This window comes from Actinomadura opuntiae (genome assembly GCF_030283205.1).
Classification (GTDB): domain Bacteria; phylum Actinomycetota; class Actinomycetes; order Streptosporangiales; family Streptosporangiaceae; genus Spirillospora.
Map to the genome: position 1 here is coordinate 93348 of NZ_JASNWF010000023.1, position 16689 is coordinate 110036.

The following is a 16689-nucleotide window of genomic DNA, read 5'->3' on the forward strand; positions in this document are numbered from 1 at the left end:
GGGCGGCGGTCTCCTACTCCAGCAGGCCGGGCTCGGCCCGGACGATGTCGGCGTACAGCGGCCTGAAGTTCAGCCGTCCCATCGCGGGCGACCCCATGTGGACGCGGGTGCGCCGCGCGGTCGCGGCGGGGATCGCGACGGGCGTACCCGCTGCCTCGGCCAGGAGCTGGATCTGGCAGCACCGCTCCATCGAAACGAACCACCAGGCGGCCTCCTGCACCGATCCGCCGACCGTCAGCAGGCCGTGGTTGGCCAGGATCACGGCCTTGCCGGTGCCGAGGCTCCCGGCGACCCGGTCGCCCTCCTCGGCGTCCAGGACCACTCCCCCGAACTCCCGGTACACCGCGTGGTCCTCGAAGAAGGCGCACGCGTCCTGGGTGAGCGGGTCGAGCGGGCGGCCCAGCGCCGACCAGGCCCGTCCGTGCACGGAATGGGAGTGCGCGGCGGCCACCACGTCCGGGCGGGCGGCGTGGATCCGCGAGTGGATGGCGTAGCCCGCCGGGTTCACGCTCCCCTCCCCGTGCAGGACCGTCCCGTCGGGGTCGACGAGCAGCAGGTCACTGACCCGCACATGGCCGAAGTCGACGCCGAACGGGTTGATCCAGAAGCGGTCGGGGTGCTCGGGGTCGCGGGCGGTGATGTGGCCGCCGGCGCCCTCGGCGAACCCGAACCGGGCGAACAGCCGCAGCGCGGCGGCGAGCCGCTGCTTGCGGTACAGCCGTTCCTCGGCGGGCGTGCGTTCCGGGCGGCGCGCGGCGGCGCGCCGTTCTCCGGTGGCGGGGGCGGTCGTCATCCGCAGCCCCCCGCAGTGTCGGTGTCGTAGGCGCGGCCGCCGTCCAGCAGTTCGGCGGGGATGCCCTCCCAGGGGTCGGGCCCGTCCGCCGGCACCGCGGGCGATGCCTCGCTCTCGGACGGCGCGGGCGCGTGCGTGTCGGTCATATCGGTCATGCCGTGCTCCCTTCGAGCGCCGGTCTCCAGGTCTCCAGGAAGGCGTCGAGCCGGTCGTAGCCCCAGAACCGGTGCCGGCCCCACTTCAGGTAGGGGATGCCGAACACGTCGTCGAGGTAGGCCTGGTACAGGCAGTCGGCGGCCTCGTCCCTGATGGACGGGTCGCTCGGCGCGGCGACGGCCTCGTCCGGGTCCAGCCCCGCCTCGGCCGCGGCCGCGCGGACGACGGACGGCTCGCAGATGTCGTCGCCGCGGCCCCAGCGGGCCCGCACGATCGCGTCGTAGAACGGGCGGGCCAGGCCGCGGCGGCGGGCGAGCAGCCACGCCAGGTGCGGCGGCTCCCACCAGGGGTCGACGTCGATGGGCCAGGCCATGGCGAGCCCGGCCCGCTCGGCCGTCCGCTTGGTGTCGAGCAGCATGTACAGGTGCTTGGCACGGCTCATCTGCACGTAGTGGAACTCGCCGCCGCGGGCGCGCAGCGCCTCGCAGGTCCGCTCGTCCGGGTCCCAGTACGGGAACAGGTCGAAGGTCTCGAACGCGTCCGGCACCTCGGCGAGGAGGCGGTGGACGGTCAGCCAGCTGTAGGGGCTGCGGAAGGAGAAGTACAGCCGGGGCCGCCGGGTCTTCGCGCGCGTCATCGGCCGCCTCCAGTGAGCGCCTCGATCGTCGCGTCATCCAGCTCTGCGAGGCCGCCCGCCCCCTCGCCGGCGGCGATCGCGTATCCGTGCAGGATGCTGGCCGTCGCGACGGGGACCAGCCGGTCGCTCCGCCGGACGTAGCAGTCCATCCGGGCGTCGAACATCACGCCGCGCAGGACGTCCACGACGGTGAAGACGGTGTGCACCGTCTCCTCCATGTGCGCCGGCGCGAGCAGGCTGATCCGGGCGCGCGACACCACCGGGATCCAGGACCGCTCGTGGAGCAGCCGCCCGACCGAGATGCCCCGGTCGGCGAGGAACCGGTCGACGACCTCCTCCAGGGCGCGGACGTACCCGGAGTGCTGCACCCGGTCGGTGTAGTGGCAGTAGAAGTAGGGCGCCCGCCACGACCACAGGAACGCGTCGGCGCCGACGGCGGTCCGGACGGACCGTCCCGCCGGCAACGGGATCGGGGCGGGCCCGCCCGGCCGCGCCAGCGCGTCGGTCTCCAGGGCGGCGAGCCGCGGCGGCGCCGGGCGGTACCGGTCGGCTCTGCGCTCGCGGACCAGCGCCACCGTGACCTTGCCGCGCAGCACCGTCACCTCCGCGCCGTCCCGCAGCACGGTGAGCCGGACGTCGAGGCGGCCGTCGCCGCGGGCGGCGACCCGCGCGGTCACCTCGTCGTCGAGCTCCAGGACGGCGGGCAGCTGCACGGAGCACTCGACGATCTCGGCGCCGAGGCCGTGCTCCAGGAACAGGGTGCGCGCGCCCGCGCCCTGGTCGACCAGCCATTGCAGGACGGCCTGCTCGACGAGGTAGATGAAGTGCTTGAAACCGATCCAGGTGCGGATGTTGGCGCCCTCGAAGCCGGGGCGCGCCCGCACGACGGTCGGCGCGGCCGCTGCCGGCGCCGCTGCTGTCGGGGTGGCGGTCATCGTGACTGGCCTGCCGTTCTGGTCGGGGACGGGTGGACCTCGCGGGCCAGCCGGGCGATCCGGCCGGCGATGGCGGGGGCGTGCCGGAGATGGCAGAAGTGGTCGTAGCCGGGGTCGATGACGGCCCGCGCGCCGGGCATGCCGGCGGCGAGCTCGCGGGCCGCCTCCCCGGACGCGGCGGGGTCGCGGTCGCCGGCGATGACGAGCGCCGGCCGGCCCGCCGCCGCCAGCGGCAGGTCCGCGGTGGACGCGAACTGCTCGAACGCGGTGAGGAATCCGGCCGGCCCGACCCGGTCCACGGCGAGGTCCATCATCGTGTCGAGCAGCGCCGGGTTCAGCGTCGCGGCGCGCGCCCCCAGCCGGGCCCGCACGCCGTCCCGGATGTGCTGGACGAACGTCTTGCGCGACCGGTCGAGCATGCGCCAGGTGAGCCGGTGCCGGGGCGGCCGGTACAGCGGGCACAGCAGGGCCGACGACCGGCCGGCGCGGGGGTCGTCCGCGCACAGCAGCTCCAGCGTCGCGTTCGCGCCGAAGGAGTGCGCGACGAGGACGTCGGGGACGGCGCCGACGAGGTCGAGGGCGTCGCCGAGCCACGCGCCGGGCCGCCGGTTCCGCCAGCGGTAGTCGTTGCCGGCCCGCCACGGCAGGTCCAGCGCGACCATGCGCCAGCCGCGGTCGAGCCGCCCCGCCAGCGGCCCCCAGCAGGTCCAGGTGTCCTCCAGCCCGTGCGCGAACACGACCAGGGGGGCGCCGGGACGGCCGCGCGACAGGACGTGCAGCGCCGGTGTCGGCGTGGTCATCGCGCCCTCCGCACCCGCGCCGCGCCGTGCACGTCGGCGGCGTCCGCTCCCTCGTCGGCGACGAGGTGCGCGGCGAGCGCCAGCCCGACCACCGTCTCGGCGCCGCGGTGGTCGCCCCATTCCGCGGCCGTGTCGAACCCGCCGGGCCCGATCCGCACCGCGTCGCCGCCATCCGGGGCGCACAGTTCGAGCGATGCCCCCACCGGCGATGCCGCCAGGACGACGCAGGCGGCCCCGGCGGTGAGCGGCGCGGCGGGGCCGTCCGCGGCGTGCAGGGCGGCCGCCACCTCGTCGGCGGGTTCCGTGCCGACGAGGACCACCCGGTCCGCGCGGCCCGCGCGCAGCAGGACGAGCGCGAGCCGCAGCCCGCGCGCGCCGGCGTCCGGGCCCGAGCACACCATGAGGTTGGGGCCGCCGAGCCGGTACCGGATCGCGACCGTGGCGGCGACGACGTTGCCGGACACGTTCGGCGCGTCCAGGATGCTGACGGCCGTCCCGCCCTCGGTCGCGGCGGCCCGGGCCACCCGCGCGACGGCCTCGGCGGTCCCGAGGTCGCCGCAGGCCACCACGGCGGCGCGCGGGTCGGCGGGATCGTCCGGCCGGTGGCCCGGCGGCAGCCGCAGCGCGCGGTGCACCGCGCACAGCGCCAGCCGGGTCGCGGGCTCCACGCCCAGCAGCCCCTTGCGGCCGAGGAGGTCGGCGGCGCGGTCCGCCGGGACCGCGTCGGCGCGCGCCCAGGCGCCGGGACGCCTGCCGAGGCGGGCGGTCAGCGCGTCCGCCGGCCGCACACCCGGCAGGTGCAGGCTCCATCCGGTCACCGCGACGTTCATGCGGCCTCCAGGAGGGTGACCGCGTTGACGCCGCCGAACCCGAAGGCGTTCAACTGGATCGGGCCCGGCGGCAGCGCGGCCGGGCGGTCCACGACGAACCGCAGGCCCGCGCCCTCGTCCAGGACGGTCCGCAGTCCCGCGACGGGCGGCACGAGGCCCTCGTGCAGGCAGCGGATCGCGACGTCCAGGTTGACCAGCACGGCGGCGCCCGAGGTGTGCCCGACCGCGCCCTTGACGGCCGTCACCAGCGGCTCCCCGCCGAGCTCGCGCAGCGCCCGGCACTCGGCGGGGTCGTTCAGCGCGGTCCCCGTCCCGTGCGCGATCACCAGGCCGGTGTCGGCGGGACGCCGCCCGGCGCGGTCGTAGGCGTCCTGCATCGCGCGGCGGATCCCGGCGACGTCCGGCGCGGTCGGATGGCCCGCGTCGCACGACAGCCCCGTCGCGGCCAGCCGGGCGAGCGGCCATGCGCCCGGCCGAGTCGCGGGGACAACGACGGCCGCGGCCGCGCCCTCGCCGAGCAGCACCCCCTCCCGCCGGGCGTCGAACGGGCGGACCATCGCGGCGGGCACCGGCGCCACCCGGCCGATCATGGTGAGCATCGAGCGGGTCATCGTGTCGGCGGCCGCGGCGACGACGGCGTCCGCCTCGCCGAGCTCCACCAGGTCCTGCGCCAGCGCGAGGACGTGGCCGCCCGCGCTGCACGCGCCCGAGAGGGTCGTCACCTCGGCGGCGCCGGGCAGCACGGCCCGCACCGCCCCCTCGAAGTCCAGGGCCCGGGGCGGGACCGGCGTCCCGTCGATCGCCCACCGCTCCACCGCCGACAGCTCGCCCAGGCCGGTGCCCACGAGCACGGCCACCCGCTCGCGGGCGGGGTCGAGGCCCGCCTGCCGGACCGCCTCCCCGACCGCGTCCGCCAGCAGCCGGCTCGCCTTGAACGCCGAACCGCCGCCGTCGACCAGGTGGTAGCCGGTCTTGACGCCGAGCAGGCCGGGCTCGCCGTGCCGCAGCGGGCCGGCCCCGCTGCGGCCGGCGAGCAGCGCGGCGAAGGTCTCCGCCCCGGTGCCGAAGCAGGTCCGCACCGCGCTAGCCGTGATCAGTGCCGGCACCGGCGGCCCCCTTCCCGTTCCCGGCCGGCCCGCCGCGCACGACGGCGACGCCCGCCGCCCCGTCGGCGCCGCGCGCGGTCAGCAGCGCGACTTCCCCGCCGTCCAGGCGGCCGGAGGCGAGCAGGGCGCCGAGGCCGAGCGCGGGCGAGGCGGCGTCGCAGTCCCCGGCGTCCCGCTTGGCGGGGACGCGTTCCGGTTCGCGGCCGAGCACCCGCGCGACCGGGGCGAACTCGCCGCGGTCGGCGTCGGAGCCCTCGCCGGTGACCACGGCGGCGACCTCGGCGGGCCGGACGCCCGCGCGGGCGAGGGCCCGCTCGGCGCAGCCGGCCAGCGCGCGGCCGTCCGGATCGCCGCCGGGGCCGTACCCGGTCGCGACCGCGAGGATCCCGGCGGGACGCCGCGGCCCCGCCCAGGCCGGGGCGCGCGGCCCGGCCAGCACGAACACCCCGGCGCCCTCGCCCGGCTCGAACGCCCCGTCCGGCCCGGTCAGCCGGGCGGCCCAGGCGCGGTGCGGGGTGAACTCCTCGGCCGCGCCGGTGAGCATCACGTCGGCGTAGCCGCGCCCGATCGCGTTGCCGGCGTAGCGCAGCGCGTTCAGGAACGCGACCGGCCCCCCGGCGATCGTGGCGTTCACGGCCTTCAGCCCGAACCGGATCGCGACCTGCCCGGCCGCGCAGTTCATCACCGTGTTCGGGAACAGCAGCGGGTTGACCAGGTACGGCCGCTCCTGGACGAGGGTCTCGCGGCTGTAGTCGCTGGTGGACTTGAAGCTGCCCATCGTGGTGCCGAGCGCGACGCCGATCCGGGTGCGGGCCGCGTCGTCGACGGCGGTGCCCGCGTCCCGCAGCGCCTCCTGGCAGCAGACCACGGCGAGCGCGGTGACCCGGTCGTAGGAGCCGGTGCCCTTGCGGCCGAGCCGGGCGCGCGCGTCGAAGCCGGTGAGGGCGTGCCCGACGGGCCCGGGCAGCGGCTCGTCGTACAGCTCGGCTACCTTGGCGGGGCCGGCGCTGAGGACGCTCCACCCCGCGATGCCCATGCCGATGCCGGCGCCGGTCATGCGACCGCCCCCAGCATCACGATCGCGTTGTTGCCGCCGAACGCGAACCCGTCGTTCTGCGCGATCCGCGGCCGGGCCGGGCGGGCGACGTTCGGCACCGGGTCGATGCCCGGCATCTCGGGGTCGGCGGTGACCCAGTTGACGGTCGGAGGCAGGAACCCGCGGTCGAGGGCGAGGACGGTCGCGATCGCACCGAACCCGCAGGCCGCGCCCATCGTGTGCCCGATCATCGACTTGATCGAACTGACCGGCGGCGGCCGGTCCCCGAACACCTCCAGGATGGCCCGGCTCTCCACCAGGTCGTTGGTGGGGGTGCCGGTGCCGTGCGCGCAGATGTAGTCGACGTCGTCCGGCCCGACCCCCGCGTTGCGGTGCGCGAGCCGCATGCACTCGGCGACGCTCGCGGTGTCCGGCGCGACCGGATGCCTGGCGTCGCAGTTCAGGCCGTAGCCGAGCAGCTCGGCGTAGACGCGGGCGCCGCGCGCCCGCGCGTGGTCGAAGGTCTCCAGGAGCAGCACGGCCCCGCCCTCCCCGGTGAGGATCCCGGAACGGTCACGGTCGAAGGGGGCGCAGGCGTGCTCGGCGAGCGCCCCGAGCCGGTAGAACCCGGCGTGCGCCCACCGGCAGACCGAGTCGGCCCCGCCGGCCAGCACCACGTCGGCCTCGCCGGTGACCAGCAGGTCGTAGGCGTAGCCGAGGGCGTAGTTGCTGGCCGAGCACGCGGTGGCGACGGTGAGCGACTCGCCGCGCAGGCCGAGCTCCTCGCTGACCGCGTTCGCCAGCCGCCCGGCGGGCAGCCGCGCCAGCAGGCCCGGGTCCTGCCCGGCGAAGCCGTCCTCGACGATCTGCGCGGTGAGCGCCTCGGCGACCGTCGACTCGCCGCTGGTGGTGCCGATGACGGCGTGCGCCCTGGCCGGGTCGAGCGACCCGGGGTCCAGGCCGCCGTCGGCGGCGGCCAGCCGCGCCGCGCCCGCGGCGAACAGGCTGGACCGCCCCCAGCGCCGCGGATCCAGCCGGCGCAGGTGGTCGCGCGGCCGGAAGCCGCGGACCTCGCCGGCGTTGCGGTGCGGGAACCCCGACGGGTCGAAGCCGGTGATCGGCGCGATCCCGGAGCGTCCCGCGCGCAGCGCCTCGGCGAAGGCCGGCAGCCCCACGCCGATGCTGGACACCGGGCCGAGCCCGGTCACCGCGACGCGCGTCACGGTCAGCCCCGCCGGCCCGAGTGCCGCAGGAGCGCCGCGTGCACGGCCTTGAGGTTGCGCAGCTCGGGCAGCTCGGCCTGCGGGATCTGCACCTTGTACGCCTTGTCGATGCGGGCCAGGATCTCGATGGCCCGCAGCGAGTCGGCCTCGTAGTCCTCCACGAAGTCGCCGGTGTCGGTGAGCTCGTCCGGCTCCACCTCCAGCACCTCGGCGACCATCTCGCGCAGCTCCTCGAGCCGCTGCTCTTCCGGGGTCATCGCGTTCCTTCCCTGGACGACCGTGCGTCGTCGCTGTCGTGGGCGTCCGCGCCCGGGACGGGCGCGGAGTCGGTGGGGCGCACGGGGCGCCGGGTGGCGATCAGGTGCCGGACGGCGGCGACGCGGCGTCCGCCGACCCGGGTCTCGCCGCAGGCGAAGGCGGTGCCGGCGACCACGGAGTCCAGCCGGACCCGATGGACCATCACGTCGCCGGGCCGGACGGCGCCGTCGAAGGAGAAGTCGCGCGCGCCCGCGAACATCAGGACCGCGCCGTCGCCGCCAAGACTTCTGGGGTCGGCTGGGCCGGCCGGGTCGGCGGGGTCGCGCGTGCCGTCGCCGTCCAGCCAGAGCAGCGCCGCGGCCTGGCCGAGGGACTCGACGATGAGCGACGGCGGGTAGTGGTAGGCGTTCTCCCCCGCGCCGTCGGGGACGCCGGCGTAGCAGGGCTCGTTCGCGGTGACCGCCTTGACCGCGACGACGCCGATGCCGGGGTCGAACTCCACGACCCGGTCCACCAGCAGCAGCGGGTGCCGTTGCGGCAGTGTCGCGCGGACGGCGGGATGCTCGCGCACCCCCGCGGGCAGGCTGGTGAGCGGGCCGCCGGACGCGTCCGGCGGCGAGCCGAACAGCGCGCTGAGGCGGGTCACCGGACGCCCGTCGGCGCCGTTGCGGCCGGTACCGGTGACGTCCCAGCCGCCGTCCGGACGCTCGGTCGCCGTGATCCGCATGTGCAGCTCGTCGCCGTCCAGCAGCGGGGACAGGAAGCGCACCGAGCGCAGCAGGCGCAGCGCCGGGTCGCCGGGGACGGCGAGGGCCACGCTCTGGCGGAGGGTCTCCACCATGAACACGCCCGGGTAGACCGCGAGGCCGGGGAAGTGCCCGCGCAGGTTCGGGTCGTCCCCGCGGACCCGGACCCGCGCGGAGACCGTCCAGCCGCCGTCGATCGGCTCGGCCCGCCAGGCGTCCACGGCGCGGGCGGGCGCCGCGACCGGGGGCGCGGCGGGCGCGGTCCGCCAGGTCGGGGCCGGCGCGGTGGTCACAGCAGGATCCCCCCGTCCACCTGGAAGACCTGGCCGGTGATGTAGGACGCCCGCTCTGACAGCAGGAAGGCGACGAGCTCGGCCACCTCCTCGGGCCGGCCGAACCGTCCGACGGGGATCTGGGAAAGGGCCTGCGCCCGCAGTTTCTCCGGCAGTTCACCGGTCATGTCGGTATCGATGAAACCGGGGGCGACGACATTGACGCGGACGCCGTATCCGGCGACCTCCTTCGCCAATGACTTGCTGAACCCGATGATTCCGGCCTTGGTCGAGGCATAGGCGGTCTGCGCCGCGTTCCCGTAGATTCCGGCGACCGACGACATGTTCACCACGGCGCCGCCGTGGTTCTTCATGAACCGGAACGCCATGGCCCGGCACATGTTGCGGGTGCCGGACAGATTGGTGGCGAGGACCGTGTCCCAGTCCTGGTGGGAGGAGAGCACGAGCGGCGCGTCCCGGGTGATGCCGGCGTTGTTGACCAGCAGGCCGATCGGTCCGATGCGGTCCTCGGCGGCGCTGATGAACTCCTCGCCGGCCTCGGGGTCGGCCACGTCGCACTCGGCGAAATAGCAGCCGTTTCCGTAGCGTTCGACGTCCTTTTCGGTCTGCCGCGCCTCGACCCGAGCGCTGCGGTGGCAGCCCGCCACCGCATAGCCCTCGCGGGCCAGCCGCAAGGCGACGGCGCGCCCGATTCCGCGCGATGCGCCGGTGACCAGAACACCATGCCGATCCGACATCGCACCCCTCCCTGCGAATACTTCCGACGCCATGAACACTAAAGACCCGGCGGCGTTTCGTCGTTATTCACGCGTGCTGCCTTCCCGGGTGCTTTTCCGGCCCTTTCCGGAGCGGCCGGAAACTCCCCGGCGGGCGCGGCGCGGTCCAGCTCGGCCAGCACCTCGGCGGTGTCGGCGCCCGGCTCCGGTGCGCCGCGGCGGATCGTGGCGGGGGTCGCGGAGAACCGGGCGGGCGGCGCCACCAGCGGCGCGACCGTCCCGTCGCTCAGCCGCGTGGGACGCAGCGTGCCGCGCGCCGCCACCTGCGGGTCCCGGACGGCGGCGGCCAGGTCGCGGACCTCCGCCACCACCAGGCCCTGGCCTTCCAGCACCTCCAGCGCCTCGGCGACGGTGCGCCGCGCGCACCAGCCGGCGACGAGGGCGTTCACCGCGTCCCGGTTGCCCAACCGCTCCTCGTTCGTGCGGTACCCGTCGGCCCGGCCGAGGTCGGGCCTGCCGATCGCGTCGGCCAGCAACCGCCAGTGCTTGTTCAGCGCCACGGCAAGGTACAGGTGGCCGTCCGAGCAGGCGTACACGTTGGACGGCACCACGAAGTCGGTCTCGTTGCCGTACCGTGCCGGGGGCGCCCCGGTCGCGGCAAGCGTCGGCAGCCCGCTGCTGCTGAACAGCAGGCTGTCGAGCATCGACACGTCGACGTGCTGGCCCTCGCCCGTCCGGTCGCGGTGCGCCAGCGCGGCCAGCGCCCCGATCGCGGCGTGCAGGCCCGCCAGCTCGTCGGCCAGGAACGTCGGGGCGCGGACGGGCGGGCCGCCGGCCGGGCCGTTCAATGCCATCCAGCCCGCGGCGGCCTGCACGACCGGGTCGTAGGCGGGCGCGTGCGCCTTCGGGCCGTCCTGCCCCCACCCGGAGATCGACACGAACACCACGTCCGGCCGGACCGCGCGGCAGGCGTCGTAGCCGACCCCCCAGCCCGCCAGCGTGCCGGGCTTGTAGTTCTCCACGATCACGTCGGCCGTGGCGGCGAGCCGCAGGAAGGTCTCCCGGCCCTCGTCCCGGCGCAGGTCGACGGCCACGCTCCGCTTGTTGCGGTGCACCGACTCGCGGAACCACGACAGCCGGGTGCCGGGGATGAACGGCGGGACCCGGCCGTCCCGCGACCCGGGCAGTTCCACGTTGACGACGTCGGCGCCGAGGTCGGCCAGCACGCACGCGGCGAGCGGCCCCGACCACGCCTTGGTCACGGCCAGCACCCGGAGGCCCGCCAGCGGCCCCGCCGGCGCCGCGCTCTCCTCTTCCATGCCCGCCGCCTACAGCCGCCGGAGCAGGGACGCGGTGCCGAGCGAGCCGCCGCAGCACATCGTGACCAGCGCGTGGTCGGCGTCCGCGCGTTCCAGTTCGTGCAGCGCCGTCACCAGTAGCCGGGTGCCGGTGGCGCCGAGCGGATGGCCGAGGGCGATCGCGCCGCCGTTGACGTTGACGCGGTCCAAGTCGGCGTCGAACGCGGCGGCCCAGTTGAGCACGACCGACGCGAACGCCTCGTTGACCTCGTACCGGTCGACGTCGCCGATCTTCATACCGGCCCGCGCCAGCAGCCGCCGCGTGGCGGCCACCGGCCCGTCGAGCAGGTAGTACGGGTCGGCGCCGGTGACGACCTGGTGGGCCAGGGTGGCGCGGGGGCGCAGGCCGAGCGCCCGCGCCCGCTCCAGCGACGTCCACACGATCGCGGCCGCGCCGTCGGAGATCTGCGAGGTGGTCCCGGCGGTGTGCACGCCGCCCTCGACGTTCGGACGCAGCGCGGCGAGCCCCTCGGGGGTGGTCGGACGCGGTCCCTCGTCGCGGTCCACGCGGCGGCTCTCGCCGGTCGGGGCGCCCTCGGCGTCCAGCACGGGCGCGGTGACCGCGGTGATCTCGGCGTCGAAGCGGCCGGCGTCCCAGGCGCGAGCGGCGCGGCGCTGCGACATCAGCCCGAACGCGTCGGCGTCCGCGCGGTCGATGCCCTGCCGGCGGGCGATCCGCTCGGCGCCGCCGAACTGCGCCTTCGGCGGGTCGTCCCACGGATAGTCCGCGGTCTTGTAGTGCCCCGGCCCCTGGTACAGGTTCGTGCCGATCGGCACCCGGCTCATCGACTCCACGCCGCAGCCGATCCCGACGTCGATGGCGCCCGCCGCGATCAGCGCGGCCACCAGGTGATTGGCCTGCTGCGCCGACCCGCACGACACGTCCACGGTCGTGCAGCCGACCGCGGGGTCGCGGCCGGTGCTCAGCCAGGCGTTGCGCGTCACGTTCAGGCTCTGCTCGCCGGACTGGGTGACGCAGCCGCCGATGATCTGCTCCACGTCGTCCGGGGCGATCCCGGCCCGCCCGATTGCCTCCAGCAGCACGGCGCGCAGCAGCTCGACGGCCTTGAGCCCGGCGAGCCCCCCGCCGCGCCTGCCGATGGGGGTGCGGACCGCGGCGACGATCACGGGCGTGCGGCCGTCCGACACGGCGGCCACCGCCATCAGCCGCGCTCCGTCAGGGTGATGGCGAGCTTGGGGCACGCCTGCGCGGCGTCCTCGGCGGCCTGCCACAGCTCCGGCCCCGGATGCCCCTCGCGGACGCGCAGCACGTCGTCGCCGCCCAGCTCGAAGATCTCCGGTGCGAGCTCGCTGCACAGGCCGTTGCCGTCACACTGGTCGTAGTCCACGATCACCCGCATCGGGGCACCTCCCACACTGCGTCCTGCGCCGGTCGCGCCGGACGCGCCGGCCCGGCTCCCACCGCGTCATCGTCGGCGCGGCCCGGGCCGCGGCGCATCTTCCGGAATGCGGCGCGGGGCCGGCTTCTTCGCGATTGCCGAGTCCCGCCGCACCCCCTGTGACGTGCGGGAACCGCGGGTTAGGGTGAGGCCGCCCGGCCGGGACGCGCCGGGCCGTCCGCGGGGAAAGGGGACGCAGCATCGTGCACCTGTACTGGTTCCTGCCGCTGCACGGCGACGGCAGGGAGATCGCGAAACCGTCCGGGGGGCCGGCGGTGCCGGGCGTGCGCCGCGAGCCGGAGCCCGACTACCTCGCCCAGGTGGCGCTCGCCGCCGACCGGTTCGGCTTCACCGGGATGCTGACGCCGTTCGGCCTGTTCTGCGAGGACCCCTGGGTCGCGGCGGCGGCGCTGGCCGCCCGCACCCGGCGCGTCAAGTTCATGATCGCGCTGCGTCCGGGGCTGGTGTCGCCGCTGCTCGCCGCCCAGATGGCGGCCACGTTCCAGCGGGTGTCGGACGGCCGGCTGCAGCTCAACATCGTCACCGGCGGCGACGCCGACGAGCAGCGCCGCTACGGCGACGCGCTGGACCACGACCGGCGGTACGCGCGCACGGCGGAGTTCCTGGAGGTGTTCGGGCGCGCCTGGGAGGGCGAGCGGTTCGACTTCGCCGGGGAGCACTACCGGATCGAGGGCGGGCTGCTGGCCCGGCCGCATCCCGTCCGCCCGCACGTGTTCGTCGGCGGGTCGTCGGACGCGGCCCGGACGGTGGCGGCCGAGCACGCCGACACCTACCTCGCCTGGGGCGAGCCGCCTCCCGCGCTCGGGGAGCTGCTCGGCCGGGCCCGGGAGGCGGCCGCCGCCCGCGGCCGGGAGCTGAGCTACGGCACCCGCTTCCACGTCATCAGCCGGGACACCGCGGCGGAGGCGTGGGAGACGGCCCGGCGGCTCGTCGAGGGCATGGACCCCGAGCGGATCCGGCAGGCGCAGCGCCGGTTCGCGCGCAGCGAGTCCGAGGGGCAGCGTCGCGCCCTGGCGCTGCACGGCGGGAGCGCCGCCGGCCTGGAGGTCCACCCGAACGTGTGGGCCGGGTACGGTCTGGTCAGGCCGGGCGTGGGCGCGGCGCTGGTCGGCAGCCACGAGGAGGTCGCCGAGCGGATCGAGGAGTACCACGCGCTCGGCGTCGACCATCTGATCCTTTCGGCGCAGCCTCATCTGGAGGAGGCGTACGCCTTCGGCGAGGGCGTCCTGCCGCTGCTGCGCAAGCGCGGCCTGATCGACGATCCGCCCGCCTGACCGCGCCCGGTCCGGACCACCGGCCGCGCTTCAGCCGCCGGGCGCCGCGGGCAGCAGCGCCAGCAGCCCGGCCAGGCGGTCGGCGGGGACCAGGCCGGGCAGCAGGAACTGCCACATGTCGGCCACGCAGCGGTCGGGGTCGACGGGGCCGCCGCGCACCATCACGATCTGCTGCAGCCCGAGGAACGCGGCCACCAGCGACGGCGCGGCGGACGCCGGGTCGACCCAGGGCGCGAGGTCGCCCTGCTCGCGGGCGGCCTGCAGCAGCGTCCGCACGTTGTCGATCCGGCCGGAGAACGGCGGCGGCGCGGACGGGTCACGCAGCCGGCTCTCCAGGAGCAGCCGGATCCCGGCCCGCGCGACCACGTCGTCGCGGAACGCCCGGCCGACCCGGTGGGTGTACTCGATCAGCAGCCGCATGGCCTGCGGGAAGCGCGGGCGCAGTTCCTCGACCAGCTCGGCGTGCAGTTCCTCGCTCCGCCGGATGATCGCCAGCGCGATCGACTCCTTCGACGGGAAGTGGAAGTACAGCCCGCCCTTGCTGACGTCCTCCCGGTCGGTGATGTCCTGGAGGCGGGCCGCGCCGTACCCGTGCGCCTCGAAGGAGGCCGCGGCGGCCTCCATGATGTTCCGCCGGGTGCGCCGAGCACGTTCTTGCATGGAAATACCGCTTTCCAGTGAAGCAAGGGAACAGTTGGCATTTGTCACTTTGTCGTGGGCGCGACGCGAATGCAACGGTCCTTCGTTCGCCGCGCCCGCCGCCGGGGTTCGCCTCCGCTTCGGCGGTCCGCCGCGCGCCCCGCGAGCATTTCCGGAGATGCGGCGGCCGTTTCGTCCGACTTTAACTGAATTGCGTCGCTTACGCCGTGTGAGGAGACCGCATGGAAACCGAGAGGCCCGCCGGGCGCGCCGCGAGGACACTGACACTGGAGGCTTTCGCCGACACGATCGTCCCCGGGGAGAAGCGCGCTCCGGACGACCGGGCCGTGGCGGGCGCCGCCCCCGGGCCCGGCGCCGTCGCGGCCGGCGCCCTCGCCCTGCTGGAGACGCCCGCGACCGGCATCGCCGACGCCCTGGACGACTACACCGCCGCCCTCGACCGGCACGCGGCCGAGCACGCGGCCCGCCGCGGCCTGGACCTGGACGCCTCGGTCCCGCCGTTCGTCGCGCTGCCCTTCGCCGAGCGGACCGCGGTCGTCCGCGCCCTCACCGCGCCCGGCCACCCCGAGAAGGACCTGTGGGTGCTGCTCGCGCTGTTCAGCAACATGGCGTTCGACACCGCCGCGCACATGCACACCGCCGACGCGATCGCCGAGGGGCACCCGGGTCTGCTGGCGCTCGGGTTCGCGCGGCCCGACGAGGACGGGCTGTGGCGGTTCCCGCAGTTCTCCTACCGGCGCGCGCTCGCCTCCGTCCACCCGGCCACCGACGCCACCGGGAGCCTGGCATGACCGCCCGCGACAGCGCCGACATCGTGGTGGTCGGCACCGGCTTCGGCGGCGCGATCACCGCCTACCACCTGGCCGCCGGAGGCGCGAAGGTGGTCCTGCTCGAACGCGGCCCGTGGGTGGCCAGCGACGAGTTCGACCACGACTTCCTGCTCGGCTCGTCCTACACCCGGATCTTCGACTTCGTGGTCGGCGAGGGCATGAGCGTCCTCGGCGGCAACTGCGTCGGCGGCGGCAGCGTGGTGTACTTCGCTGCGATGCCCCGCGTCCCCTCCTTCGTGTTCGAGCGCCGCGGGAGCCTCGGCCGCCGCATGTGGCCGCGGTCCATCAGCCGCGACACGCTGGAGCCGTGGTACGACCGGGTGGCCGAGGCACTGCCGGTGATCCGGCAGGACTGGAACGACGTCACCTACTCCGGCGGGCTGTTCGCCGCCGCGTGCGCGCACGCCGGCCGCACCGCCAACCCCGCGCCCGCCGCCATCGACCGCGACAAGTGCACCAACTGCAACTGGATGATGTCCGGCTGCAGGTTCGACGCCAAGCGGTCGCTGCTGCTGAACTACCTCCCCGCGGCCGTCGCGCACGGCGCGGAGATCCGTCCCCTGCACGAGGTGCAGCGGCTGTCGCGCACCCCCGACGGCTACCGGGTGCACTTCAACCTCATCGACGGCGACGACTACCGGGTGACGGCCGGGAGCGGCACCATCGACGCCAAACTCGTCGTGCTCGCGGCCGGGGCGGGCGCCACGCCGGTGATCCTGCAGCGCTCGGAGGCCGGGCTCGGCGCGCTGCCCCCGGCCGTGGGCCGGTACTTCTCCGGGAACGGCGAGCGGCTCAACACCGCGGTCTTCGACGAGGAACGGGTCCGCGAGGTGCTCGGGCTGAGTCACGGCGGCGGCGCCTACGCCGCGTCCCAGATCGGCAAGGGCCCCTGCGTGACGAGCTGGGACCGGCTGGACGGGTCGCTTCCGGAGTTCGAACGGTTCACCCTCGAGCAGCTGTACTTCCCGCCCGGGTTCGGCACCATCCTCGCCCAGGTCCCGGGCGCCGACGGCGGGCTGACCTGGTTCGGTCCGGAGAAGAAGGAACTGCTGCGGCGCTGGCAGTCGTGGCTGACGATCTTCACGATGAGCGAGGACGACAACGAGGGTGTTTTCGGCGCGCCCCCGCCCACCGGCAACGCCGTCCGCATCTCCCAGCAGATGCTCGGCAAGGGCCCGCTGCGGTACGAGCCGACGCCGAACACGCTGCGCGGCTGGGCCGCCGCCGACGCCGAGGTCAAGGACATCCTGGAGCGCGACGGCCTCGCCACGGTCGAGCCGTGGACCAACGACCTCGTCGGCGCCTACACCGTCCACCCGCTCGCGTCCTGCCGGATCGGGGACGACCCGGCGACTTCCGCGCTGGACGACCGGCACGAGCTGCGCGGCCATCCCGGCATCTTCGTCACCGACGGGTCGGCGGTCCCGGGCGCGCTCACCGTCAACCCGGCGTACACGATCGCGGCGCTCGCCGAACGCGCCGTCCCGGGGATCGTGCGGGCCGCCCAGGACCGCGGCGTCCCCGTCGGGTACGGCGCGCCCGCGCCCGACGGCGCGACCAGCGCGCGGCGCGCGGTGACCCCGCTCGTGCGGGACCTGGTCGGCGGCGGCTGAGGGG

General features: G+C 75.6%; 19 protein-coding genes. 3 read left to right on the forward strand and 16 right to left on the reverse strand.

What is annotated here, in order from left to right:
• Positions 1–13 precede the first annotated feature (13 nt).
• The 15 genes from QP089_RS38970 to QP089_RS39040 are packed head-to-tail and all read right to left on the reverse strand — an operon-like array spanning position 14 to position 12248.
• Positions 14–793 carry a class II aldolase/adducin family protein gene (locus tag QP089_RS38970; protein WP_285918951.1) on the reverse strand — a complete coding sequence of 260 codons (780 nt, stop codon included), beginning with the start codon at positions 791–793 and terminating at the stop codon, positions 14–16.
• Positions 790–948, reverse strand: coding sequence for a hypothetical protein (locus QP089_RS38975; protein ID WP_285918952.1), 159 nt, complete (start codon positions 946–948; stop codon positions 790–792). Before QP089_RS38975 ends, QP089_RS38970 begins: the two co-directional genes overlap by 4 nt.
• Positions 945–1586, reverse strand: a complete 642-nt coding sequence (locus QP089_RS38980) for a 2-hydroxychromene-2-carboxylate isomerase (protein WP_285918953.1) — start codon at positions 1584–1586, stop codon at positions 945–947. Before QP089_RS38980 ends, QP089_RS38975 begins: the two co-directional genes overlap by 4 nt.
• Complete coding sequence (locus QP089_RS38985) at positions 1583–2521, reverse strand: thioesterase family protein (RefSeq protein ID WP_285918954.1); 939 nt, start codon at positions 2519–2521, stop codon at positions 1583–1585. The genes QP089_RS38980 and QP089_RS38985 overlap by 4 nt, the downstream gene beginning before the upstream one ends.
• Positions 2518–3321 carry an alpha/beta fold hydrolase gene (locus tag QP089_RS38990; RefSeq protein ID WP_285918956.1) on the reverse strand — a complete coding sequence of 268 codons (804 nt, stop codon included), beginning with the start codon at positions 3319–3321 and terminating at the stop codon, positions 2518–2520. The genes QP089_RS38985 and QP089_RS38990 overlap by 4 nt, the downstream gene beginning before the upstream one ends.
• Positions 3318–4151 carry a beta-ketoacyl synthase N-terminal-like domain-containing protein gene (locus tag QP089_RS38995; protein WP_285918957.1) on the reverse strand — a complete coding sequence of 278 codons (834 nt, stop codon included), beginning with the start codon at positions 4149–4151 and terminating at the stop codon, positions 3318–3320. The genes QP089_RS38990 and QP089_RS38995 overlap by 4 nt, the downstream gene beginning before the upstream one ends.
• Positions 4148–5257, reverse strand: coding sequence for a beta-ketoacyl synthase N-terminal-like domain-containing protein (locus QP089_RS39000; RefSeq protein WP_285918959.1), 1110 nt, complete (start codon positions 5255–5257; stop codon positions 4148–4150). The genes QP089_RS38995 and QP089_RS39000 overlap by 4 nt, the downstream gene beginning before the upstream one ends.
• A complete protein-coding gene (locus QP089_RS39005) occupies positions 5235–6314 on the reverse strand; it encodes a beta-ketoacyl synthase N-terminal-like domain-containing protein (protein ID WP_285918960.1) in 1080 nt (359 codons plus the stop codon). The genes QP089_RS39000 and QP089_RS39005 overlap by 23 nt, the downstream gene beginning before the upstream one ends.
• A complete protein-coding gene (locus tag QP089_RS39010) occupies positions 6311–7516 on the reverse strand; it encodes a beta-ketoacyl-[acyl-carrier-protein] synthase family protein (RefSeq protein ID WP_285918962.1) in 1206 nt (401 codons plus the stop codon). Before QP089_RS39010 ends, QP089_RS39005 begins: the two co-directional genes overlap by 4 nt.
• Before the next feature lie 2 nt (positions 7517–7518).
• On the reverse strand, positions 7519–7773 hold the full coding sequence (locus tag QP089_RS39015; protein ID WP_285918963.1) for an acyl carrier protein: 255 nt from the start codon (positions 7771–7773) through the stop codon (positions 7519–7521).
• Positions 7770–8813 (reverse strand): 3-hydroxyacyl-ACP dehydratase FabZ family protein, encoded by a 1044-nt coding sequence (locus QP089_RS39020; protein WP_285918964.1) that lies wholly within the window; start codon positions 8811–8813, stop codon positions 7770–7772. The genes QP089_RS39015 and QP089_RS39020 overlap by 4 nt, the downstream gene beginning before the upstream one ends.
• On the reverse strand, positions 8810–9550 hold the full coding sequence (locus tag QP089_RS39025) for a beta-ketoacyl-ACP reductase (RefSeq protein ID WP_285918966.1): 741 nt from the start codon (positions 9548–9550) through the stop codon (positions 8810–8812). The genes QP089_RS39020 and QP089_RS39025 overlap by 4 nt, the downstream gene beginning before the upstream one ends.
• A gap of 38 nt (positions 9551–9588) precedes the next feature.
• A complete protein-coding gene (locus QP089_RS39030) occupies positions 9589–10848 on the reverse strand; it encodes a CaiB/BaiF CoA transferase family protein (RefSeq protein WP_285918967.1) in 1260 nt (419 codons plus the stop codon).
• A 9-nt stretch (positions 10849–10857) separates the two neighbouring features.
• The gene (locus QP089_RS39035; RefSeq protein WP_285918969.1) at positions 10858–12051 is read right to left on the reverse strand and encodes a steroid 3-ketoacyl-CoA thiolase; all 1194 of its coding nucleotides are present in this window, start codon (positions 12049–12051) and stop codon (positions 10858–10860) included.
• Positions 12051–12248 (reverse strand): ferredoxin, encoded by a 198-nt coding sequence (locus QP089_RS39040; protein WP_285918971.1) that lies wholly within the window; start codon positions 12246–12248, stop codon positions 12051–12053. The genes QP089_RS39035 and QP089_RS39040 overlap by 1 nt, the downstream gene beginning before the upstream one ends.
• Before the next feature lie 242 nt (positions 12249–12490).
• Between QP089_RS39040 and QP089_RS39045 the strand changes: the two genes are divergently transcribed.
• Positions 12491–13582 carry an LLM class flavin-dependent oxidoreductase gene (locus QP089_RS39045; protein WP_285918973.1) on the forward strand — a complete coding sequence of 364 codons (1092 nt, stop codon included), beginning with the start codon at positions 12491–12493 and terminating at the stop codon, positions 13580–13582.
• A gap of 30 nt (positions 13583–13612) precedes the next feature.
• Here QP089_RS39045 and QP089_RS39050 read toward each other — a convergent pair whose 3' ends face one another.
• The gene (locus QP089_RS39050; protein WP_285918975.1) at positions 13613–14242 is read right to left on the reverse strand and encodes a ScbR family autoregulator-binding transcription factor; all 630 of its coding nucleotides are present in this window, start codon (positions 14240–14242) and stop codon (positions 13613–13615) included.
• Between the two features lie 221 nt (positions 14243–14463).
• Between QP089_RS39050 and QP089_RS39055 the strand changes: the two genes are divergently transcribed.
• Both QP089_RS39055 and QP089_RS39060 read left to right on the forward strand, forming a co-directional pair.
• A complete protein-coding gene (locus tag QP089_RS39055; RefSeq protein WP_285918977.1) occupies positions 14464–15033 on the forward strand; it encodes a DUF5987 family protein in 570 nt (189 codons plus the stop codon).
• The gene (locus QP089_RS39060; protein ID WP_285918978.1) at positions 15030–16685 is read left to right on the forward strand and encodes an FAD-dependent oxidoreductase; all 1656 of its coding nucleotides are present in this window, start codon (positions 15030–15032) and stop codon (positions 16683–16685) included. Before QP089_RS39055 ends, QP089_RS39060 begins: the two co-directional genes overlap by 4 nt.
• Positions 16686–16689: the final 4 nt, after the last annotated feature.